15 protein-coding genes and 1 pseudogene are annotated in these 21,873 nt (G+C 70.5%); 7 read left to right on the top strand and 9 right to left on the bottom strand.

What is annotated here, in order from left to right:
- Nucleotides 1-52: 52 nt before the first annotated feature.
- Entirely contained in the window at nucleotides 53-661 is a 609-nt protein-coding gene (locus tag ACIP6U_RS25075; RefSeq protein ID WP_401721783.1) for a flavin reductase family protein, read from the bottom strand.
- A gap of 134 nt (nucleotides 662-795) precedes the next feature.
- On the opposite strand from ACIP6U_RS25075, the gene ACIP6U_RS25070 reads away from it, so the two are divergent.
- From ACIP6U_RS25070 to ACIP6U_RS25060, 3 genes are all read left to right on the top strand, one after another.
- On the top strand, nucleotides 796-3,048 hold the full coding sequence (locus ACIP6U_RS25070; RefSeq protein WP_401721780.1) for a BTAD domain-containing putative transcriptional regulator: 2,253 nt from the start codon (nucleotides 796-798) through the stop codon (nucleotides 3,046-3,048).
- Complete coding sequence (locus ACIP6U_RS25065) at nucleotides 2,982-3,527, top strand: hypothetical protein (protein ID WP_401721777.1); 546 nt, start codon at nucleotides 2,982-2,984, stop codon at nucleotides 3,525-3,527. The genes ACIP6U_RS25070 and ACIP6U_RS25065 overlap by 67 nt, the downstream gene beginning before the upstream one ends.
- An 87-nt stretch (nucleotides 3,528-3,614) precedes the next feature.
- Nucleotides 3,615-4,274 (top strand): hemerythrin domain-containing protein, encoded by a 660-nt coding sequence (locus tag ACIP6U_RS25060; protein WP_401721774.1) that lies wholly within the window; start codon nucleotides 3,615-3,617, stop codon nucleotides 4,272-4,274.
- A 1-nt stretch (nucleotide 4,275) separates the two neighbouring features.
- Here the strand turns inward: ACIP6U_RS25060 and ACIP6U_RS25055 are convergent, their stop codons facing one another.
- From ACIP6U_RS25055 to ACIP6U_RS25035, 5 genes are all read right to left on the bottom strand, one after another.
- Nucleotides 4,276-5,169, bottom strand: a complete 894-nt coding sequence (locus ACIP6U_RS25055) for a dihydrodipicolinate synthase family protein (RefSeq protein WP_401721771.1) — start codon at nucleotides 5,167-5,169, stop codon at nucleotides 4,276-4,278.
- 10 nt (nucleotides 5,170-5,179) lie between these two features.
- On the bottom strand, nucleotides 5,180-6,136 hold the full coding sequence (locus tag ACIP6U_RS25050; protein ID WP_401721768.1) for a MerR family transcriptional regulator: 957 nt from the start codon (nucleotides 6,134-6,136) through the stop codon (nucleotides 5,180-5,182).
- A 208-nt stretch (nucleotides 6,137-6,344) separates the two neighbouring features.
- Nucleotides 6,345-7,874 carry a helix-turn-helix domain-containing protein gene (locus ACIP6U_RS25045; protein ID WP_401721767.1) on the bottom strand — a complete coding sequence of 510 codons (1,530 nt, stop codon included), beginning with the start codon at nucleotides 7,872-7,874 and terminating at the stop codon, nucleotides 6,345-6,347.
- 64 nt (nucleotides 7,875-7,938) lie between these two features.
- Nucleotides 7,939-8,136: a DUF4236 domain-containing protein gene (locus ACIP6U_RS25040; protein WP_401721764.1), complete on the bottom strand. Its 198-nt coding sequence runs from the start codon at nucleotides 8,134-8,136 to the stop codon at nucleotides 7,939-7,941.
- Between the two features lie 88 nt (nucleotides 8,137-8,224).
- Nucleotides 8,225-8,743: a hypothetical protein gene (locus ACIP6U_RS25035; RefSeq protein WP_401721761.1), complete on the bottom strand. Its 519-nt coding sequence runs from the start codon at nucleotides 8,741-8,743 to the stop codon at nucleotides 8,225-8,227.
- Between the two features lie 41 nt (nucleotides 8,744-8,784).
- Between ACIP6U_RS25035 and ACIP6U_RS25030 the strand changes: the two are divergent.
- Both ACIP6U_RS25030 and acnA read left to right on the top strand, forming a co-directional pair.
- Nucleotides 8,785-8,934 (top strand): annotated as a pseudogene (locus ACIP6U_RS25030) (carbohydrate ABC transporter permease); the annotation flags it as partial.
- A 300-nt stretch (nucleotides 8,935-9,234) separates the two neighbouring features.
- Nucleotides 9,235-11,949, top strand: coding sequence for an aconitate hydratase AcnA (gene acnA, locus ACIP6U_RS25025; RefSeq protein ID WP_401721758.1), 2,715 nt, complete (start codon nucleotides 9,235-9,237; stop codon nucleotides 11,947-11,949).
- A 65-nt stretch (nucleotides 11,950-12,014) separates the two neighbouring features.
- On the opposite strand, the gene ACIP6U_RS25020 is transcribed toward acnA, so the two are convergent.
- Both ACIP6U_RS25020 and ACIP6U_RS25015 read right to left on the bottom strand, forming a co-directional pair.
- The gene (locus ACIP6U_RS25020; protein ID WP_401721756.1) at nucleotides 12,015-13,016 is read right to left on the bottom strand and encodes a LuxR C-terminal-related transcriptional regulator; all 1,002 of its coding nucleotides are present in this window, start codon (nucleotides 13,014-13,016) and stop codon (nucleotides 12,015-12,017) included.
- A 104-nt stretch (nucleotides 13,017-13,120) separates the two neighbouring features.
- Entirely contained in the window at nucleotides 13,121-16,852 is a 3,732-nt protein-coding gene (locus ACIP6U_RS25015; RefSeq protein ID WP_401721753.1) for a S8 family serine peptidase, read from the bottom strand.
- Between the two features lie 311 nt (nucleotides 16,853-17,163).
- Here ACIP6U_RS25015 and ACIP6U_RS25010 point away from each other — a divergent pair, with 311 nt between their 5' ends.
- On the top strand, nucleotides 17,164-17,889 hold the full coding sequence (locus ACIP6U_RS25010; RefSeq protein WP_401721750.1) for a response regulator transcription factor: 726 nt from the start codon (nucleotides 17,164-17,166) through the stop codon (nucleotides 17,887-17,889).
- Entirely contained in the window at nucleotides 17,886-19,529 is a 1,644-nt protein-coding gene (locus ACIP6U_RS25005; RefSeq protein ID WP_401721747.1) for a sensor histidine kinase, read from the top strand. The genes ACIP6U_RS25010 and ACIP6U_RS25005 overlap by 4 nt, the downstream gene beginning before the upstream one ends.
- On the opposite strand, the gene ACIP6U_RS25000 is transcribed toward ACIP6U_RS25005, so the two are convergent.
- Complete coding sequence (locus ACIP6U_RS25000) at nucleotides 19,513-21,780, bottom strand: NEW3 domain-containing protein (RefSeq protein ID WP_401721744.1); 2,268 nt, start codon at nucleotides 21,778-21,780, stop codon at nucleotides 19,513-19,515. The genes ACIP6U_RS25005 and ACIP6U_RS25000 overlap by 17 nt on opposite strands.
- Nucleotides 21,781-21,873 lie beyond the last annotated feature (93 nt).

Below are 21,873 nucleotides of genomic sequence, written 5' to 3'. Positions count from 1 at the left end.
AGAAGGGCCAAATCCATCTATCCCGTGGCAGGTGCCGACCAAGTACCTGGTCTCAGCTCGACGCCGGCCAGTCCGCGTAGCGAATGCGGCGCAGGTCGAGAACCTCGCCCAGGGTGCTCCATTCGTCCTTGCCCAGGCGGGCCAGTGGGCGCATGCGGGTGACCTCGGGATGGCCGTCGGACAGGACGGTTTCGTCGATCGCGATGTGAACGACCCGGCCGAAGACCACAGTTGAGTCGCCCAGCCGGAGCGTGCTGTGCAGTTCGCACTCCAGCGCCACAGGGGAGCCGGCGACACGGGACGCCTTCACGCGGGCGCCGGGCTCGCGCGCCACTCCCACGGCGTCGAACTCGCTCACGCCGTGCGGGAAGTCCGTGGCTGTCCTGTTGACCTCCTCGACCAGCGATTCCGGGGCGAGGTTGACCACGAACTGCCCGGTGGCCTCGACATTGCGCAGGGAGTCCTTACGGCCGACCGAGGTGAACTGGACGATCGGCGGTGTGACCGACGAGACCGTGAAGAAGGAGTGCGGGGCCAGATTGTCGATGCCGTCCGCGGAGACGGTCGAGACCCAGGCGATGGGGCGCGGCAGGACGGACGCCGTGAGCAGCCGGTAGACGGCCGTCGGCTCAAGCCGGGACAGGTTGAATTCGGTGCGCATAGCAGGGGTGTATCAGATGCCCCCGAGGCTCCGGGACGCCGTTTCGGCGGTTGCGGTCGCAGAGCACGCCCACCCGAAAGCACTGTGCGCCGCCGTGAAAACGGCCCGCTAAGCTCTGCCGGGTGGTAGTGGCGGTGGAAGGGTACGAGTTCGGGCTGCTGGGGCCACTGAGGGGTCGCCATGGCGGGCGTGACCTGGATCCGGGCAGCCCGCTGCAGCGTGCGGTCCTCGTCCGGCTGCTGCTCGCGGAAGGCCGCCAGTGCGGGCTCGACCACCTCATCGACGCGCTGTGGGAGGAGCCGCCCACTAACGCGGTGCGCTCGCTCCAGACGTACGTCTACCGCATCCGCCTCTCGCTGGGCGAGGACCGTTCCCGACTGGAAACCACGTTGGGTGGCTACCGGCTCGACATCCCTGAACATGCCGTCGACGCCCTGCGTTTCGAGCAACTGGTCTGTGACGGCGAGGAGTTGGTGGCCGCGCGGCGGACCGGCCCCGCCCTGCGCGCGTTCGACGCCGCGCTGGCGCTGTGGTCGGGGGAGCCGCTGTCCGGCGTACCCGGCCCCTACGCCCAGCGGCAGCGCCGACGGTTCCTCGAACTGCGGCTGAACGCCCGGGTGGCACGGCTGGGGTGCGCCGACGAACTGGGTGAGCACGCCCGGGTGGCGACGGAACTGGTCTCGCTGATCGCCGACCATCCGCTGCGAGAGGACCTGTACGCGCTCCGCATGCGCGCGCTGTACCGGGCCGGCCGGCCGGCGGAGGCCCTCGCGGTGTACGCCGCGGCCCGCGAGACCATGGTGGCCGAACTCGGCATGGAACCGGGGCCGGAGCTGCGCGAGTTGCAGACCCGCGTCCTCAGCGGCGCCGAGCCCGAGCCTGTCGAGTCGCGTCCTGAAGGACCTCGGGCCGCTGAGGCCGCGCCGTCGATCGGTGCCGCGGGCTCGGACGCTGCCGGGACCGCCACCCATGTGACTACGTCGACCGTTGTCACGACGTCCGCCGGTGCCTCCGGCGACACCGCGGCGCGGTCCGACGGCGACCAGGGACAGCACATCGAATCGGCTGCCGACCGCTTGGCCGACCACTCGGCCGACCGGTCCGCGAGTACGCAGATCGACGAGGTCCCGACCGGCGTCCGTCCCCAGCAACTCCCCCCGGCGCCCGGCGACTTTGTAGGACGGGAGCGGCTGGGGGAGCGGCTCCGGCTCGCGTTGCGGCCCGGCGGGGAAGCGGTCTCGCTGGCCGTGCTCAGCGGTATCGGCGGCGTGGGGAAGACAGCGCTCGCGTTGCGCCTGGCCCACGGCATCCGCGGCGACTATCCGGACGGGCAGCTCTACGTCGACCTGCGGGGTGACGGTGGCCAACCCGCCGATCCCGCGGACGTGTTGGTCGACTTCCTCCTCGCGCTCGGCATGCCCGCCGCCCGGATCCCCGCGACGCCCAGCGCCCGCGCCGGCGCCTATCGGACCCTGACCGCCGACCGCCGGATTCTCGTGCTCCTGGACAACGCCTCCGACACCGCCCAGGTGACACCGCTGCTCCCGGGCACCCCCGGCAACGCCGCGCTGATCACGACCCGGCACCGGTCGCTCGTACCGCCGGGCGCGACGCGTTTCGAGGTGCCGGTGCCCGATCAGGCGGAGGCGGTGACCATGCTGGGCCGGTTCACCGGCGACGCGCAGATCGCCGCCGACCCGGAACTCGCGCTGGAACTGGTCGGCGCGTGCGGGCAGTTGCCGTTGGCGCTGCGCATCATCGGTGCCCGTGCGGCGGCTCGTCCCGGACGCGGGCTCGGTGCGCAGTTGCTGAGGCTGCGCGCCGAGGAGCACCAGCTCGACGAGTTGCGGGCCGGCGGGATGTCCGTGGAGGCCACCTTCCAGGTCGGCTACCGCGCCCTCGCCCCCGCGCAGGCCCGGGCGATGCGCGTGTGCGCGCTGCTCGACGCCGCCGACTTCCCGGTCGCGGTCGCGGCGGTCCTGCTCGACCAGCCGGCACCGGAGACCGAGGAGCAGCTGGAGCATCTGGTCGAGGCCGGTCTGCTCGAACCGCATTCGGCCGACCGTTACCGATTCCACGATCTGGTACGGGCGTTCGCCGCCCGGCGTGCCGCTCGCGAGGATCCCGTCGCGGAGCGCCAGGCGGCGCTGGTGCGGCTGGCGATGTTCCTGCATGCCACGCTGCTCCAGGCCATGAGCGCGACCGAACGGGCCGGATCGCTCAGCGTCCATCTCTTCTCCGTGCCCCTGACGGGACTGCGTTCGCCGACGCCGCCCAGGCGCGCACCTGGCTGCTGGCCGAACACACCCTGCTGGTCTCGGTGTTCTCCCGGGTGCTGCGCGACATCCCGGACGCCTCGCGGATCGTCGTCGCCGCGCTGTCGGTGATCGCGTCGAGCGGGCTCTTCGCCGGGCCCGCGCACCAGCGGGAGCTGGAACGTGTCACGGACCACGCGGTCGCGGCGGCCGACCTGGGCGACGACCCGGATCTGCCGTCCCAGACCCGGCACATCCGGGCCTGGCTCGCCTTCGTCCGCGGTGACCTGACGGCGGCGGAGACCGATCTGCGCGCGGGGATCGGGCGGTCCCGCGACGGGGACGACCCGTTGACGCTCCACATGTCCACCCGGCTGCTGTCGGTCGTGCTCGTGGACCAGGGGCGCAGTGCGGAGGCCGTCGAGTTCTTCGCCGAGTCGGAGGCCGTCGGCGGCGCGCCGGACGACCCGAACAGCCCGGCCTACTTCCTTGACGAGGTGGCCCGCCTGTTCACCGCACTGAGCTCGGACCGGGCCGAGGTGAACATCTCCGCGGCCGAGCATGTGTACGAGGTGAGCGACCGCCTGCGAAAGGCAGCGGCACAGCGCTGACCAGCGCTTTCACCCGCCGTCGATCAGACGTTGATCCGAGTTCGGCACGGTGGTCCGAGAACAGCTGAGCAAGGGCCAGGGAGCATCATGTCCGACGTCATCACCGAGAAGCCCGATGTGCACGACATGGTCGTGGTGCACCGCACGTTCCGGCGGTCGTGCGCCGAACTGCCGGATCTGGTGCGCGGGTTGCGGCCCGGCGACACCGCGCGGGCCGCGCTGGTCGTGGACGCGGTGCGGTTCCTGCTCATGGGTCTTGAGGCCCACCACGTGAGCGAGGACGAGTTCCTCTGGCCCCGGCTCGCGGCACGGGCCGCGGACCAGGCCGAGACGATCGCGCGCATGGAGGAACAGCACCACCGCCTCGACGAGTTGGTCACGCGGGTGACGGGCGCGCTGGACGGACTGGCGGCCGATCCCCGACAGCTCCTCTGCGCGCAGGTCGCGGACCAACTCGTCGACCTGGGCGCGGTGTTGACCTCCCACATGGACGAAGAGGAGCGCACCATCCTGCCGTTGGCCGCCGAGTGCCTGACCGTCGCCGCATGGGAGCGGCTCGGCGAGATCAGCCTGGCCCAGCTGGACAAGAAGCATCTGCTGCGTGCCTTCAGCGCGTTGATGGCGGTGGCGACTCCCGAGGAGCAACGGACGATCCTCACCAAGGCGCCCGTGCCCGCCCGCCTCCTGTGGCGCCTGACCGGCCGCCGCTCACACGCCCGCTGGGAGGCCCGCCTGTACGGGACCTGACCTACGCGCGCAGTCCCAACCGATCGACCACGTCCGCTACTTGAGCCCGGGCCTCGGCGCCGAGACCGCGCACCGGCAGCGGAAGGCTGCGTGGCGGGATGAGGCCGACGTGCTCGGCCGCCTCGGCGATCACGCGCAAGGAGCCGTGCCGGGCGAAGAGGTCCCACAGGGGTTGGAGCCGCTGCGCGGCCTGGCGGGCTCCGTCGGCGTCGCCGGACCGCGCGGCCCGGGTGATCGTCAGTGCCGGCTCCGGGAAGGTGCCGGCGATCACCGAGTACCAGGCGTCGCACCCGGCGTTGAGCCCGGTGGCCCCGTAGACGTCGCCGCTGACCCCCACGGTCACACGGTCGGGAAGGAGCCGGCGCAGCTCCTCGACACGCGCCCGGGCGGCTTCGGGGTCGGCGGGCACACCGGGGATCTTGATGGACGCCACGTGCGGCAGCTCGGTCACGCGTGCGTACAGCTCGTCGGTGAAGGTGAAGTGCGTGGTGCCCGGGTTGTCGTAGACGACCAGCGGGACCGAGAGGTTCGCCGTGACGTCCTCGAAGAGCCCGAACACCTCGTACTCGGTCAGCCGCTGGTACGACATCGGTGCGAGCAACACCCCGGCGACACCGGCGAGTTGGGCGTCCTCCGCCGCCTCCAGGGCGTGCCGGGTGCGCAACGCGCCGATGCCCGCGACGACCGGGGTCGAGCCGGCGTTCGCCACCGCGATCCGCAGCGCGCGGGCCCGTTCCTCGCGGCGCAGGTAGGCGTAGGACCCCGTGGAACCCAGAGCGCCGATCGAGTCGACGCCGGCGCCGGCGAGCCGGGCGACCAGCGCGGCGAACGAGTCCTCCTCGACGCCGTCCTCGGTGACCGGGGTGAGGGGAAAGGCACTCAGGCCGGTGAACATCGACTTCTCCTTAAAGGGAGTTGGCCCGCAGCCACGCGAGCACCTCGTCGGCGTGGTCGTTCGGCGGGAAGACGGGATAGAAGACGTGCTCGATCACGCCGTCGCGGACGACGAGCGTCAGCCGCTTGTAGAGCGTCAGCCCGTTGGTCTCGAAGAGGGGCAGGTCCAGCGCCCCGGCCAGGCTCCGCTCCGGGTCGGAGAGCATCTCGAAGGGCAGGTAGAGCCGCTCGACCACCTCACGCTGGTAGTCGGGTTCCTGGCTCGACAGGCCGAACACCCGGACCGCTCCGGCGGCCAGCAGTTCCTGGTAGTGGTCGCGGAAGCCGCACGCCTCGGGCGTACAGCCGCGCGCCCCGGGAATCGCGTCCCAGCCCTCGGGCAGGTCGGTGCCCGGCCGGCCGGTGAGCGGATACACGTACACCACCGTCCGCCCCTCACCGAGCGCGTCGAGCCGGACGAACGACCCGCCGCTGCTGCGCAGTTCCAGGGGCGGGACCGGCAGGCCGGGCAGGTGGGCGGCCGCGCCGTCGTCCTGGGGGACGGGCAGGTCGGCGGGCAGGCTCGTGTAGTCCATCAATGGCTCCTGACGTCCGTCGGCCGGTGCGGCACAGCTGTTGCGGTGGGCGGCCGTCAGCAAGTGCGCGACCAGCGTGGTCCGGCGGGCGGTGAGGCCCGCGATGCGTTGCGAGAGATCGTCGATCGCCTCCCGGTACCCGGCCAGCGAGGCGGGACAGTCGTCGCCGTGCTCATGGCCGACCGCCAGGCATTCCAGGAAGGGACGGGTGCGCTCCACGGGGATCCCGAGATCGCTCAGCGCCCGGATCTCCCGTACGAGCCGCAGGTCGTGCTCGTCGTAGTTCCGGTAGCCGTTGGGCAGCCGCTCAGGGGTCAGCAGCCCCAGCGCTTCGTAGTAGCGCACCGCTTTGGCCGTCACGCCCGCCCGGCCGGCCAGTTCACCGATCTGCATGTCTCTCACCTCGAAGAACGCTAAACCCTGCCCCCGGGGGCAAGGTCAAGCCGCTCCCGCCGGGCAGCACCGGCACCGGCCCGGCACACGGACGCCGCCGCACCCCACCCGATCCGCTGGACAGCAGGTCGGGTGGGGTGCGACGGCGGTCGCGGCGCACATCTCCGGGAAGATCGCATCTCCCGGAAGATCAGATGTCCTGGAAGGTCTAGATGTCCCGGAAGATCTCGATCTGCGCCCCGATGGAGTTCAGACGCTCGGCGAGGTCCTCGTACCCCCGGTTGATGACGTACACGTTGCGCAGCACGGACGTGCCGTCGGCCGCCATCATCGCCAGGAGGACGACCACGGCCGGGCGCAGGGCGGGCGGGCACATCATCTCGGCGGCCCGCCAGCGGGTCGGGCCCTCGACCAACACGCGGTGCGGGTCGAGGAGTTGGAGCCGGCCGCCGAGGCGGTTGAGGTCCGTGAGGTAGATCGCGCGGTTGTCGTAGACCCAGTCGTGGATGAGGGTCTTGCCCTGCGCGACCGCCGCGATGGCCGCGAAGAACGGCACGTTGTCGATGTTCAGGCCCGGGAACGGCATCGGGTGGATCTTGTCGATCGGCGCCTCCAGCTTGGAGGGCCGGACCGTGAGGTCCACCAGGCGCGTACGGCCGTTGTCCGCGAAGTACTCGGGCGTACGGTCGTGGTCGAGGCCCATCTCCTCCAGGACCGCGAGCTCGATCTCCAGGAACTCGATGGGGACGCGCCGGACCGTCAGCTCCGACTCCGTCACCACCGCCGCGGCCACCAGGCTCATCGCCTCGACCGGGTCCTCGGAGGGGGAGTAGTCGACGTCGACGTCGATGTTCGGTACGCCGTGCACGGTCAGGGTGGTGGTGCCGATGCCCTCGACCCGGACGCCGAGCGCCTCCAGGAAGAAGCACAGGTCCTGGACCATGTAGTTGGAGGACGCGTTGCGGATGACGGTGACACCGGAGTGCCGGGCGGCGGCCAGCAGCGCGTTCTCGGTGACCGTGTCCCCGCGCTCGGTCAGCACGATCGGGCGGTCGGGGCGCACGCTCCGGTCGACCTGCGCGTGGTACTGGTTCTCGGTCGCCGCGATGTCCAGGCCGAACCGGCGCAGCGCGATCATGTGCGGCTCGATGGTCCGCGTACCGAGGTCGCAGCCGCCGGCGTAGGGCAGCTTGAAGTGGTCCATGCGGTGCAGCAGCGGGCCCAGGAACATGATGATCGAGCGGGTGCGTACGGCCGCCTCGGCGTCGATCGCCGCCATGTTCAGCTCGGCCGGCGGCACGATCTCCAGGTCGACCCCGTCGTTGATCCACCGGGCGCGCACGCCGATCGAGCTGAGCACCTCGAGCAGGCGGTAGACCTCCTCGATCCGCGCCACCCGGCGCAGCACTGTGCGCCCCTGGTTGAGCAGGGAGGCGCACAGCAGTGCCACACACGCGTTCTTGCTGGTCTTGACGTCGATGGCGCCGGACAGACGACGACCACCGACGACTCGCAGATGCATCGGACCCGCATAGCCCAGCGAGACGATCTCACTCTCCAGCGCTTCACCGATTCGAGCGATCATCTCAAGGCTGATGTTTTGGTTACCGCGCTCGATGCGGTTGACCGCGCTCTGACTGGTGCCGAGCGCCTCCGCGAGCTGCGCCTGTGTCCAGCCACGGTGTTGCCGGGCGTCACGGATGAGCTTGCCGATGCGTACGAGGTAGTCGTCTGCCATGGGGTTGAGGCTATCTCGGATATGAGATGGCGCCTCCTGGGGGGTCCGTTCGGGTGACGGCCGGTCAGTCGTCCTTCTTGGTGCGCGTCTTGCGCCACCCGAAAGGTCCGGGCAAATCCATGGATGTCGTACGTCGTCCGGTCGTGCTGCGCGTGTGTCGCGGACCGTGCTTCCCGCCGGTGGTGATGGACATCGAGCGCTTGTTGATGTTCAACCGAAGCCAAGGAAGGATCCGGAAGCTCTTGCGGAACGTGAGCGGCATGCCCGCCCCCTTTCGTCCTGGAGCGGGTACCCCGAAGGTGCGCGGGTATGGCGGTCGGCACCCACCGGATGTCGGGCCGCGTGCCCCGTCAGCCGCAGCCCGCAAGGGAGTTGGCGTCGGGTCCGGCCACCGGTGTCAGGCCGTAGTAGACGCGCGGCGCGCCGTCGAGGGTGAGGGTGACGCGGCCGTGGGCGGGTGACAGCTGCCGGCTGCGGCCGACGGCGTCCAGCTCGCGTACGGCGGTGGCGGCGGTGGCCTTGAGGCGGGTCTTGGTCGGCCAGGGGTCCACCCAGACCTCGGGGGCGGGGAAGTGCCAGTCGGTGCGTGCGCCGGAGGTGTTCAGCAGGTAGCCGTCGGCCCGGTTCCACAGGACGACCGCCGGGCCGTCGGGTGTGTCGAACCACAGGCCGAAGGTCTTCGGGTCGGGGAAGGTCAGCCGGCCCCAGAAGACGGCCTCGTCGAGGACGCGGGCCGCGGTCGCGTACGCCAGCAGCGACGGCTGGGGGCTGAGGTCGCGGTTCACCAGCCCGTAGTGGTACTCGACGTTGTCCGGATCGGCGACCTGCGGCATGCCCAGCACGCTGTCGTGGAACTGGTACCAGCACACGCAGGAGACGCCCTCGGCCTTGGCCGGCGCCAGGGAGGGCAGCCCTGACCCGCTTCGCCGACTCCTACGGCGGCCCGATGTGGAACACGCAGCTCGCCGCCGCCACCATGACGGTCCTGCCGATGCTGATCGTCTTCGTCCTGGCCCAGCGCCACTTCATCGAGGGCCTGTCCCACTCCGGCCTCAAGTGAACGGTCAGGGTCTCTGTGGCTCCGAGACCGCCCCAGCCGGGCCACTGACGAAGTCCGCGTTCCTGGCTCGGCAGAGTACTGGCAGAGGTCGGACACGGCCCGGGCATGACCAGTCCGCCCCCATGTACTAGAGTTATCTCGACATCGAGATATCTGCACCAGGAGCACCGCAGCCGCACCCCATCGCCGACCCGGCGGTAAGGCTTGCCTAACTTAGCCTTACCTTAGCGGATCGGCCAAGTAGCCGTGGCGGCAGGATCGTGGTGAGTGAGTACGCGCACATCAATGAAGGAGACTGTCGTGTCGGCGAACAGCTTCGACGCCCGCAGCACGCTGCAGGTGGGCGACGAGTCGTACGAGATCTTCCGGCTGGACAAGGTGGAAGGCTCGGCTCGCCTTCCGTACAGCCTGAAGGTGCTGCTGGAGAACCTGCTCCGCACCGAGGACGGCGCGAACATCACCGCCGACCACATCCGTGCCCTCGGCGGCTGGGACTCGCAGGCCCAGCCCAGCCAGGAGATCCAGTTCACGCCGGCTCGCGTGATCATGCAGGACTTCACCGGCGTGCCCTGTGTCGTGGACCTCGCGACCATGCGTGAGGCCGTGAAGGAGCTGGGCGGTGACGCGGCGAAGATCAACCCGCTCGCCCCCGCCGAGCTGGTCATCGACCACTCCGTCATCGCCGACAAGTTCGGCACCCACGAGGCGTTCGCGCAGAACGTCGAGCTGGAGTACGGCCGTAACCGCGAGCGCTACCAGTTCCTGCGCTGGGGCCAGACCGCGTTCGACGAGTTCAAGGTCGTCCCGCCGGGCACCGGCATCGTCCACCAGGTGAACATCGAGCACCTGGCGCGCACGGTCATGGTCCGCAACGGCCAGGCGTACCCCGACACCCTCGTCGGCACCGACTCCCACACCACCATGGTCAACGGCCTCGGTGTGCTGGGCTGGGGCGTCGGCGGCATCGAGGCCGAGGCCGCGATGCTCGGCCAGCCGGTCTCGATGCTCATCCCGCGCGTCGTCGGCTTCAAGCTGACCGGCGAGCTGACCCCGGGCACCACCGCCACCGACCTCGTGCTGACCATCACTGAGATGCTGCGCAAGCACGGTGTCGTCGGCAAGTTCGTCGAGTTCTACGGTGAAGGCGTCGCCGCCACCTCGCTCGCCAACCGCGCCACCATCGGCAACATGTCGCCGGAGTTCGGCTCCACCGCCGCGATCTTCCCGATCGACGCCGAGACCATCAAGTACCTGAAGCTGACGGGCCGCGACGCCCAGCAGCTCGCGCTCGTCGAGGCGTACGCCAAGGAGCAGGGCCTCTGGCTCGACCCGGCCGCCGAGCCCGACTTCTCCGAGAAGCTGGAGCTCGACCTCGCCACGGTCGTCCCCTCGATCGCAGGCCCGAAGCGCCCGCAGGACCGCATCGTCCTCGCCAACGCCTCCGAGCAGTTCAAGAGCGACGTACGCAACTACGTCGCCGACGACGACGAGGCGGGCAAGGAGTCCTTCCCGGCCTCCGACTCCCCGGCCGCCAGCAACGGTGTGCCGAGCAACCCGGTCACCGTCACCGCCCCCGACGGCTCGACGTACGAGCTCGACCACGGCGCGGTGACGGTCGCGGCCATCACCTCCTGCACCAACACCTCGAACCCGTACGTCATGGTCGCCGCCGCGCTCGTCGCGAAGAAGGCCGTGGAGAAGGGCCTGACCCGCAAGCCGTGGGTCAAGACCACCCTCGCCCCGGGCTCCAAGGTCGTCACCGACTACTTCGACAAGGCGGGGCTCACCCCCTACCTCGACAAGGTCGGCTTCAACCTCGTCGGCTACGGCTGCACCACCTGCATCGGCAACTCCGGCCCGCTGCCGGAAGAGGTCTCCAAGGCCGTCAACGACCATGACCTGGCCGTCACTTCGGTGCTCTCCGGCAACCGCAACTTCGAGGGCCGGATCAACCCCGACGTCAAGATGAACTACCTGGCCTCCCCGCCGCTGGTCGTCGCGTACGCCCTCGCGGGCTCCATGAAGGTGGACATCACCCGCGACGCCCTGGGTACCGACCAGGACGGCAAGCCGGTCTTCCTCGAGGACATCTGGCCCTCCGAGGCCGAGGTCAACGACGTCGTGGCGAACGCCATCGGCGAGGACATGTTCAACAAGTCCTACGCCGACGTCTTCGCCGGTGACGCCCAGTGGCAGGCGCTGCCGATCCCGACCGGCAACACCTTCGAGTGGGACGCCGAGTCGACCTACGTCCGCAAGCCCCCCTACTTCGAGGGCATGACGATGGAGACCACCCCGGTCTCCGACATCGCCGGCGCGCGCGTGCTGGCCAAGCTCGGCGACTCGGTCACCACCGACCACATCTCGCCCGCCGGCGCCATCAAGGCCGACACTCCGGCCGGCAAGTACCTCACCGAGCACGGCATCGAGCGGCGTGACTTCAACTCCTACGGTTCCCGCCGAGGCAACCACGAGGTCATGATCCGCGGCACCTTCGCCAACATCCGCCTGCGCAACCAGGTCGCGCCGGGCACCGAGGGCGGCTTCACTCGTGACTTCACGCAGGCGGACGCCCCCGTCTCCTTCATCTACGACGCCTCGCGCAACTACATCGAGCAGGGCATCCCGCTGGTCATCCTGGCCGGCAAGGAGTACGGCTCCGGCTCGTCCCGCGACTGGGCCGCCAAGGGCACCGCGCTGCTCGGCGTCAAGGCCGTCATCGCCGAGTCCTACGAGCGGATCCACCGCTCGAACCTGATCGGCATGGGCGTCATCCCGCTGCAGTACCCGGCGGGCCAGTCCGCCGAGTCCCTCGGTCTGACCGGCGAGGAGGCCTTCTCCATCGCCGGTATCACCGAGCTGAACGACGGCACCACCCCGAGCACGGTCAAGGTCACCACCGACACCGGCGTGGAGTTCGACGCGGTCGTCCGCATCGACACCCCCGGCGAGGCCGACTACTACCGCAACGGCGGCATCCTGCAGTACGTGCTGCGCAACCTGATCCGCAACTAGCGGCTCCGGTACGGCGGTTGAGGGCCGCATCCCCGGCGACGGGGGTGCGGCCCTTCGCCGTTGTGCTACAGCCAGCCCCGCTGGGCCGCCCGCAGTCCGAGCTGGAAGCGGCTGGCCGCCCCGAGCCGTTCCTGGAGGTCGCTCACCCGCCGCCGCAGCGTGCGCAGACTGATCCCCAGATGACGGGCGACCGCCTCGTCCTTCAGGCCCGCCGCCAGCAGCCGCGTCAACGCCTGCTCGTCCTCGGAGAGTTCGGCGTTCCCGGCGGGCCGGCCGAGCGGAGTCGCCTGCTGCCAGGCCAGCTCGAAGAGCTTCTGCAGGGCTTCGGTCACCGCCGAGTGCCATACGACGACGGCGCAGTAGCCGCCCGCCGCCGACGAGGTCAGCGGGAGCAGGGCCCGACGCCCGTCGACCACCAGCAGTTTGAGCGGCACGGACGGCAACACCCGTGCCTGCTCGCCGAGTTCGACCATGTTCCAGGCGCGGGACAGGGCGTTCGGATCCTCCAGGGCGGTCGCCGCGTAGATGCCGCGCGAGACGATCCCGCGCTTGAGGAGATCGGCCTGAAGGTCCACCTGCGGTGCGGGCGGGGCGAGATAGGGCGGGGTGTCGAAGAGACACACCTCGTGCTCCGCGCGGGCGTACATCTCCTCCAGGCGGGCCGCGATGGCGCCCTCGCCGGAGGCGACCTCGATCAGCCGGGACGGCTCCTCGCGCAGCAGGCCCGCCTCGTACGCGGTCGCCATCTCCTCGGCGGTGGCGGCGACCAGTTCGGACTCCGTCTCGCGCCGCCGGATCAGCGCGCGGATCGCCACCCGCGGGTCGACCGCCCGTAACCCGCCCATGGAGTCCGGCGGTTGGAGCAGCCCCAGCGCGAGCAGCCGGTTGCAGGCCTCGCGCAGCCCGGCCGGGGTCGCCCCGCTCAGCAGCGCCCAGCCGACCGCGCCCGCGTCCGGCTGATGGAGGATCGACCGGTACACCAACTCGTCGGACGCGGAGACCCCCACCGCGGCCCAAGGGCTCGCGGCAGGGGTCCGTCGTGCATGATCTTGTGCCGTGTTCACCATGGCTCGCCACGGTAGGGGTTCTTTGTTAAGAATCCTTACCGTGGCTCGGCCCGTCCGCTCACTTCGGGATCACTTCGGGCTCGACCTCGGGCTCGACTTCGCGCTCACTTCAGGCCGAAGGCCCGCAGTACGGTCTGGTCGACCGCGTTGCCGTCCCGGTCGACGGCCCGCACGCGCAGCGACACGGACGCGGCGCCCTTCGCGGGCCTGAACCGTGCCTCACCCTTCTTGACGCTCACCGCCTTCCAGGACGCGCCGTCGTCGTAGGAGACCCAGGCCTTCAGACCGCTCGTCCGGACGCTCCCCGACTGGTTCGCGACCGGCAGTCCGACCGTCAACTCCCGCTTGGCGTCGGCCCGGTTGAGGAGGTCGAGGCCCTTCGGAGCGATGCCGACGGTGAGCAGGGGCAGGGCCGTCCCGGTGCCGGTGTGCGCCGAGGCGAAGGTCCACTCGGTGTGCGTGCTCGTGGAGTACTTCGCCCAGGCCGCCTTGCGCTGCACGTCCAGATCGAAGCGGTACGAGGCCTTCGCCGCCGGGACGTCGAAGACGCCGTACCCGCCCAGCGTCGAGTCGCCGACGAACTGCCCGTCCGCGTAGAGCCTGCCCTGCGCGGTGGTGTCGACGCCGTCGACATATCCGTAGTGGCCCGGCGTGGAGTCGCTCAACTCCGGTACCGAGAAGGTGAGTTCGTCACCGTCGCGCACGGAGAGGCCGTACTCCTCGCTGCTGCCCGGCCGGACGACCTGGCGCAGCCAGTTCTCGGTGGGCTCGGTGCCCGGCTCGGTGAAGGTGCGCAACGGACTCCACTGGCCGCGGCGCGCCTGCCAGTTCGGGTAGACGACATGCCAGGTGCGGGTGTCCGGGTCGACGTAGTAGTACTCGTCGCGTTCCGTGCCCAGCTGGGTGTCCACGCTGGTCTCGACGCCGAAGAGCTGCCAGGGGCGGAAGGTGTACAGGGTGTCCGCGCCCGTCTCGCCGGCCGTGGCGCCGTAGTAACGGGCTTTCCGCTTCACGGTGTTGGACTTGTCGAGGCGGTATTTCTGGTTCGCCGTGATGGTGCCGCTCTGTGCGGCGAGCAGGTTGTAGACGTAGGGACTGACCGGTGTGCCGCTCAGCTTCAGCGTGACCTTCTTGCCGGTCTTCAGCAGGGCGGCCAGCCTGGCGCCCTCCTCGCCGGTGGCGATCATCAGCGGGACGGTGGTCGCCCGGTCCACGGCCTCGATCCAGAAACCGGGCGTCTTGCGGTAGACGATGAGGTAACCCGCCCCGGCCTTGGTCGCGTTGTCCAGGGCGCTCTGTGCCCGCTCGGTGGCGACGACGCCGACCACCGCCACCTTGCCCTTGACGTCGAGCCCGGCGAAGTCGGCCGCGGTACCGCCGCCGGCGTCCACCGCCCGCACCGTGTGGTCACCGCTGATCTTCAACGGGAAGTCGTCGTACGTCTGGGAGTAGTAGAGCGAGGGCAGCGCGGTCTTCTCCGGGCCGGTGACGCTCGCCGTCAACTCCTTGGCGTACAGCCGGAACTTGGCGTAGAAGTTCAGGGTGCCCACGGTGACCGGCCGGGTCGGCGCCACATAGACGTGGTCGGTCCAGAAGCCCTGGCTGTAGGTGAGTCCCCAGGCGCTGCCCGGCCCCTCCCGGTGCCAACTGGTGCTGAAGCCCTGGAACTCGGAGTCCTCCTTCGTCCTCGGTCTGATCTCCACCGCCTTGCGGGCGTCGAGGACCACGGCGGTGTCGCCGTCGACCTTGATCTCCGGGTCGCCGACGACCGAGGTGCCCACCGCCAGACCGCCCGCGTCCCGGTCCGGGATCCAGGTCGCGATGGAGTAGGTGCCGGCCGGCACCTGCCAGGTCCAGCCGGTGCCGAGGAAGCCGTAGTCGTCGGGGTAGGCGCCGTTCAGCTCCTGGAGTGTGAAGAGCGAGGCCCCGGTCGACGGGTTGCCCTCGCGATCCACGAGCGAGACCTTGAGGTCGTACGTCTTCGGCGCCTTCTCGAAGCCGACGGCCGTGGTGACCTGGACGCCGCCGTCGGCGGTCGCCGTGACATGACCCGTGTACCGGCCCTCGGTCTCCCGCGCCGGGTCGACGCCGACGGAGACGGTCGTGCTGCCCCTCGCGGGCAGGGTCACCGAACCGGAGCTCAGAGCGAGGTAGGGCAGTGACGACGAGAGCTTCAACTCCACCGGACTGTCGGTGGTGTTGGTGTACGTGATGTCCTTGCCGACGACACCGTTGTCGCCGTCCTCGAACCTGCCGAAGCTCAGCGCCGAGGTCGCGAAGACGCCCTGCTCGACCGCACGTACGGCGTCGACCCGGCCGTCGCCCTGCTCGAACACGGAGTCGTCGGCGTTCGTCTTCGCGGTGCTGGCCAGCGCCTCCTTGATCTGCTCGCCGGTCCAGTCCGGATGGGCCTGCACCACCAACGCCGCCGCGCCCGCGACATGCGGGGTGGCCATCGAAGTGCCGCTCGCCGTCGTGTAGTTGTCGTCGACCGGCGTACCCATGGTGGTGCCGGCGGCGCGGGCCGCGGTGATGTTCACGCCCGGCGCGGTGATCTCCGGCTTGACCGCGGAGTCGCCGAGGCGCGGACCACGGCTGGAGAACGAGGCCAACTGGTCCGACTTGTCGACCGCGCCCACCGTCAGCGCCGAGTCGGCGATGCCCGGGGTGCCCAGGGTCTGCTCGCCCGGGCCCGCGTTTCCGGCCGCGATCACGAACAACGTGCCGGTGGACGCGGACAGTTGGTCGACGGTCTCACTGAGCACGTCGGAGGGACCGTACGCCGTGCCGCCCAAGGACATCGAGACGATCTTCGCGCCGGAGTGCGCCGCCCACTCCATGCCCGCGATGATCCAGGAGGCCTGACCGCTGCCCGTGTTGTCGAGCACCTTGCCGACCAGCAGCCGCGCGCCCGGCGCCACGCCCTTGTACCGGCCGCCCGAGGCCGCGCCCGAGCCGACGATCGTGGACGCCACATGGGTGCCGTGGCCGAAGCCGTCCTGGATCGTCTCGTCCGGTACGAAGCTCTCCGAGCCGGCGATCTTCCCGGTCAGGTCCGGGTGCCCGGTGTCCACGCCCGTGTCCAGGACCGCGACCTCGACGCCGGTGCCGTCGTAGCCCGCCTTCCACACCTCGGGCGCGCCGATCTGCGGCACGCTCACGTCGAGGGACGCCTGCACCTCGGCGTCCAGCCAGATCTTGTCGATGCCGTCACCGAGCCGCTTCGCGGCCTTCGCGGTGGGCGCCGTGCCGAGCGGCGGGGCGATGTCCGACCAGAAGGCCGGGGACTTCTTCGCGCTGAGCGCGGCGCCGTCGATCCCGGGCAGCGCCAGCGTCCGGCGCGTGCCCTCGGGGGTGTCGGTGCCCTTGCTGTACGTCGCGATGACCGGGGTGGAGCCCGTCCTCGCGTCCGTGTATCCCTGCTCGACCAGCTGGGTGACGTTGAACAGGGCCGGGTCGAGGCGGCCCGCCTTGATCAGCGGGACGGCGTCCGCCGGCAGGACACTGATCTCGCCGTTCTTCTCGCTGGACAGGAAGGTGGCGGCCTCGCGGCCCTTGCCGCGCCGTACGTCGACGGCGTTCTTGCCGTCCGGTCCGACGGTGAGGGTCACGGTGTCGCCGGTGATGAGGGTGACGGTCTGCGGTGGGGTGGTGCTCGGGCCCGTGCGGGACGCGGCGGGCGCGGCGGATGGGGTGGGTGCGGTGGGTGCGGTGGCCCGGGATCCGTGGGCGGGTGTGGTGACCTGGGATCCCAGGGCGGCTGTCGCGGGCGTGATCGCCCCCGCGAGCAGTCCGGCCGCTCCTGCCACGGCCCACAGGGCGTGGAGTCTTCGCATGGGTGGACGTCCTCCCCTGAACGCGGAACGCCTCCGCCCGGTAAGCGGAAGCCACGGATCACAGTGGGCGTCCGGCCGCGGGCCGCTCAAGGGAATCGAGTGGCCGGAGCGTGCCAATGCCCCCTTCGGCCAACGGAGTTGGCGCGAAACCGGCCAAGGGCGAGCGGTCACGAGCGGCCGCCCGCCCCGGTCCGCACCCCGGTCCACAACCGGACTCCGCAGGTCCGCCCACCTGTCGGCCGTCCGTTTTGCACGGCTGCGGCTCAGTCGGAACACAGCATTCCCTCAGCCAACCGGGACAGGATCAGGACATGGCTGGCATCTCCGGTACCCGAAGCGGACGGGTCCGCGTTCTCATCGTCGACGACGAACCCGCGCTCACCGAAGTGCTGTCCGTGGCCGTCACCGAGGCGGGCTGGCGGCCCTATCCGGCCGGCGACGGACAGAGCGCGCTCAGGATCGCCCGCGGCTGCGCCCCGCACGCCGTCGTGCTGGACGGGATGCTGCCCGACCTCGACGGCATCCAGGTGCTGCGCCGCCTGCGATACGAGAACCCGAAGCTGCCCGTGCTCATGCTCACCGCCCGCGACACCGTGGAGCACCGTCTCGACGGACTCGACAGCGGCGCCGACGACTACGTGACCAAGCCCTTCTCCCTGGAGGAGGTCGTGCTGCGGCTGCGCGGACTGCTGCGCCGGGCCGGCACCGAGCACAGCGCGGCCGACGACTCCGTACGCGTCCTCGGCGACCTCGTGCTGACCGGGGAGACCCGCGAGGTGCACCGCGCGGGACAGCAACTCCAGCTCACCGCAAAGGAGTTCGACCTGCTCCGCCTGTTGCTGAACCATCCCCGCCAGGTGCTGAGCAAGGCCCAGATCCTCGACCACGTGTGGAGCAGCTCCTTCGACGGCGGCGGCAACCTCGTCGAGGTCTACATCTCCAGCCTGCGCCGCAAGATCGACAAGGGCCGCGCGCCGATGATCCACACCGTGCGCGGCACGGGATACACCATCAGGCCCGTGGAGGAAGGGAGATGACCGCGCGACCGCGCGGGCGCACCCTGCGGACCCGTCTGCCTCTCTTCGGCGGACGCTCCCTGCGGACCCGTCTGCTCCTGTTCATCGGCGCGGTCCTCGTCGTCGTGTGCGCCGCGATGGCGGTCACCACCGTCTACGCCCAACGCGCCTATCTGCTCGGCAACTTGGACCAGCGCGTCAGCGACGCCGCCGACCGCAGCCTGGGCGGCGCCTCGCTCCACCCCGAGCTCGACCGGGACCTCACCTTCCTCCACGAGAGCGGCCACCCCGCCGGGATGCTCGCCGCCCGGCTCGACGACGACGGCGCCGTCCTCGCCGCCGCGGTCGTCAGCCAGGACGCCGCCCCGCAGGCGCTCGGCGACGACCAGCGCGCCGCCCTCGAAGGCCTCACGGCCGACGGCGCCGAGCACACCCGTACCGTGCCCGGCCTCGGCACCTACCGGCTCACCGTCCTGGACGACGACGGCGTCCGCGTCCTGGCCGGACTCCCGATGGGCGACGTACAGGACATGATCACCAAACTGATGGTGGTCGAGTCGGTCGTCGCCGCCGTCGGGCTCGGCGCCGCAGGGGTGGTCTGCGCGGTGGTCATACGACGTCAACTGCGGCCCCTGGGCCGGGTCGCCGCCACCGCCGTCGAGGTCTCCCGGGCCCCGCTGGACCGCGGCGAGGTCACCGGCCTCACCCGCGTCCCCGCCCGGGACACCGACCCCGGCAGCGAGGCAGGCCAGGTCGGCGCCGCGCTCAACCGGATGATCGAACACGTCGAGTCCTCGCTCGCCGAACGGCAGCGCGGCGAGGAGGAGATGCGGCGCAGCGAGGAGCGCATGCGGCGCTTCCTGGCCGACGCCAGCCATGAACTGCGGACTCCACTCGCCTCCATCGCGGGCTACGCGGAGCTGATGAACCGCGGCACCGACCGGATCGAGCCGGTGCTGGCCTGGCGCCGGGTGTCGGCGGAGTCGGCGCGGATGACCGGCCTGGTCGAGGATCTGCTCCTGCTCGCCCGGCTCGACGAGGGACGGCCCCTGCACACGGCCGAGGTCGACCTCGCGGCCGTCGTCGCCGAAGCGGTGTGGGACGCGCGGGCGGCGGGCGACGGCCACGACTGGCAGTTGTCGCTGCCCCTGGAGGCGCCCGCCCTGGTCGTCGGCGACGAGGCACGGCTGCACCAGGTGGTGGCCAACCTGCTGGCCAACGCGCGTGTGCACACGCCGGTGGGCACGGCGGTGGTGGCCGAGGTGGACGTGGTGGGGGAGCGCTGCGTGATCCGCGTACGGGACAACGGGCCGGGAATTCCGGCCGAGTTGCTGCCCAGGGCCTTCGAGCGCTTCACCCGCGCCGACTCGTCACGGGCCCGGGCGTCCGGGTCCGCGGGCGGCGCGGGACTCGGACTCGCCATCGCGGCGGCCATCGTGGGCGCGCACGGCGGCCGGATCGACGTGACCAGCGTGCCGGGCCGCACGGAGTTCACGATCGACCTCCCGGCGGACCGACTCCCGCCCGCCGAACCGCAGGTGCGCACCCGCCCGGCGCCGGTGCGGGAGAGCACCGTACGCCGGGCGGACGCCGTCGTCGAAGGTCGCGCCGGCGGAGTCCGTGCGGGACTGCCGGCCCGGACCGCTAGGGAGTGGTCGTGAAGGAGTCGAAGTCGGCCTCGCCGGTGGTGCCGGAGGCGTGCGAGGTCTGGGTGAGGCCGACGTCCTGGGTGGCCGCGGCGGTGGGGACGTCGATGGTGCCCACCAGGTTCCAGGTGGTGTTGTCGGTCGAGTAGTAGCCGCTGTACGAGGTGCCGGTGCGGACGAGCTTCAGCCACGAGGGGTAGGTGGCGGTACCGGTGGAGTCCTGCGAGTCCAGCTTTCCGTCGCCGTCGCTGTCCCAGTCGAGCAGATAGCCGTTGCCCGGGGTCGCGACCAGGGCCAAGTAGCCCGGGGACGCGTCGGGTTGGGTGATGTCGTTGCGGACCATGATCCCGGCCTTGGCCCAGACGTCCGTGTCGGACTGCGAGTCGAGCTTCACCGTGGTCACGGAACCGTCGCGTTCGGCGCCGGGCAGATAGATCGTGCCGTACTCGTTGGTGCCGTTGTAGAGGTCGGCGCCCTGCGCCCGGATGCCGAGTTGGGTGCCGGACCGGCTGAAGCTCGCCGTGGTGGAGGCGAACGTCTTGTACGGGGCCGTCACTTGGTGGTTGACGGTGATCGTGTCTCCGGCGGCGAGCCGGGTCTTCCCGTCCGACCGGAAGCGGTAACTCGCTCTCCCCTGGAAGTCGTTGGCGGCGAAGAGCTTCGAGGAGGGCGGGATGGACACGGAGTAGGTGGCCTTCAGAGCGTGACCGCCACGGACCGTCCGGGCCCGGGTCACGTCACGCGTGGTGATCTTCGTGCCGGCCGGCCCGGTGAGGGTCAGGGCGGCGTCGGTGATCGGCCGCGACCCGTTGTCGGACAGGACCGCGGTCACCGTACGCGTGGTGCTGTCGCTCGACGCGGGGGCCCAGTCGAGACCGAAGGAGACGTCCGGCGCCGCACCGGACACCGTGCGGTGGGTGCCGTGGACCCGGTACAGGACCACGCCGTGCGGCGGCACATTGGCGGCGATCCGGCCCGTGGACTCGGTCAGCCGCTTGCTCCACAGATCCCGCAGGGAGTAGTCGCGCGCCTTGGCCAGACCCAGCGCGGACGCGGTCGTGGCGACTTCCCGGGGCGCCGACCCGGTGTTGAACAGCCCGACGATCGCATCGCCGTCGGGCTCGGTCTTGGCGAACACCTGCGCGTTCGCGTCCGAGGAGATCCGCTTGGCGTCGATGCCGTCCTGGTCGACCGCGAGCACGTCGGTGTTCTTCAGCAGCGCGAGGTCGGCGGGGTCGAGATGGGTCAGGTCGGTGCCGAGGATGAGCGGGGAGGCGGCCAGCGACCACAGGCTCATCTGGGTCCTGCGTTCGTCCGGGGTGAGGCCGTTGTTCGCGCCGTTCCCGATCTCCAGCGAGTCGTAGTCGTTGTACCCGCCGGGACCGCCGTACCCGGCCCACTTGGCGACCTGGTCGAAGCGCGAGGCGATGGAGGCCCAGGTGGTCAGGGGGTAACTGCTGCCGTCCGGACCGCAGTAGCACTCGATGTCGCCGCCGGTGCGCCAGCCGTTGGAGAGCTTCTTCCAGAGGGCCGCGTTGTTGATGTCCAGGTTGTTGGACAGCTCCAGATGGATCGGCCGACCCGTCTTCCGCAGCGCGTCCGACCAGGCCTGGACGTCCTGTTGGTCGGGTGTGCCGACACCGTCGATCTTGAGGTAGTCGATGCCCCAGCCGGCGAACTGACCGGCCCACGAGTCCACGAACGTCTGCGCGCCGGGCTTGGTGTAGTCGATGCCCACCATGCCGCCGCAGTTGTAGTTGCTCTCCGTCGCCGTGGTGGCGATGTCCCGTGCGTGGTACGGCGTTCCCTTGATCCCGGTGTTCTTGGCGACCGCCTGCTGGGAGATGCCGGGCGTGACGTACAGGCCGAACTTCAGCCCCAGGGAGTGGACATAGTCGGCCACGACCTGGATGCCGTTCTCACCACCGCGCGGCGGGAACCTGACGGGGTCGGTGACCCAGCGGCCGTACTGGTCGACGTCCGGTCCCTGACTGCCCGGGCACTGGTACCAGAAGTCGTCGATGTTCGCGTAGACGAAACCATTCTTCGCGAGGCCGCTGGTCTTGAGCGCCTTGGCCTGCGCCTCGATGGTCCGTGCGGTCGGATCGCGGCGGACGAAGCTCCAACTGCTCCACCCCAGCACGGGTTTGAGCCCGACACCGTTGTCAGAGGCCTGCGCGGGCTGGCTGCCGGTCGCGGTGATTCCCGTGGTGAGCAGCAGCGCTCCCACGCAGGCGGCCAGTGCACCGCGGATGTGTCTTCCCATGAGCTGTTCCTCCGTCGCAACGCTCACTTGCCTCAGAAAGCGTCAAGAATCAACCCCCCGGACGCGACAAGTGAACATGACCGAACTCCAGTC

Source organism: Streptomyces sp. NPDC088794 (assembly GCF_044750545.1).
GTDB lineage: Bacteria > Actinomycetota > Actinomycetes > Streptomycetales > Streptomycetaceae > Streptomyces.
Note: the sequence above shows the minus strand (reverse complement) of the source record. Positions and strands in the feature narration are given on the sequence as shown.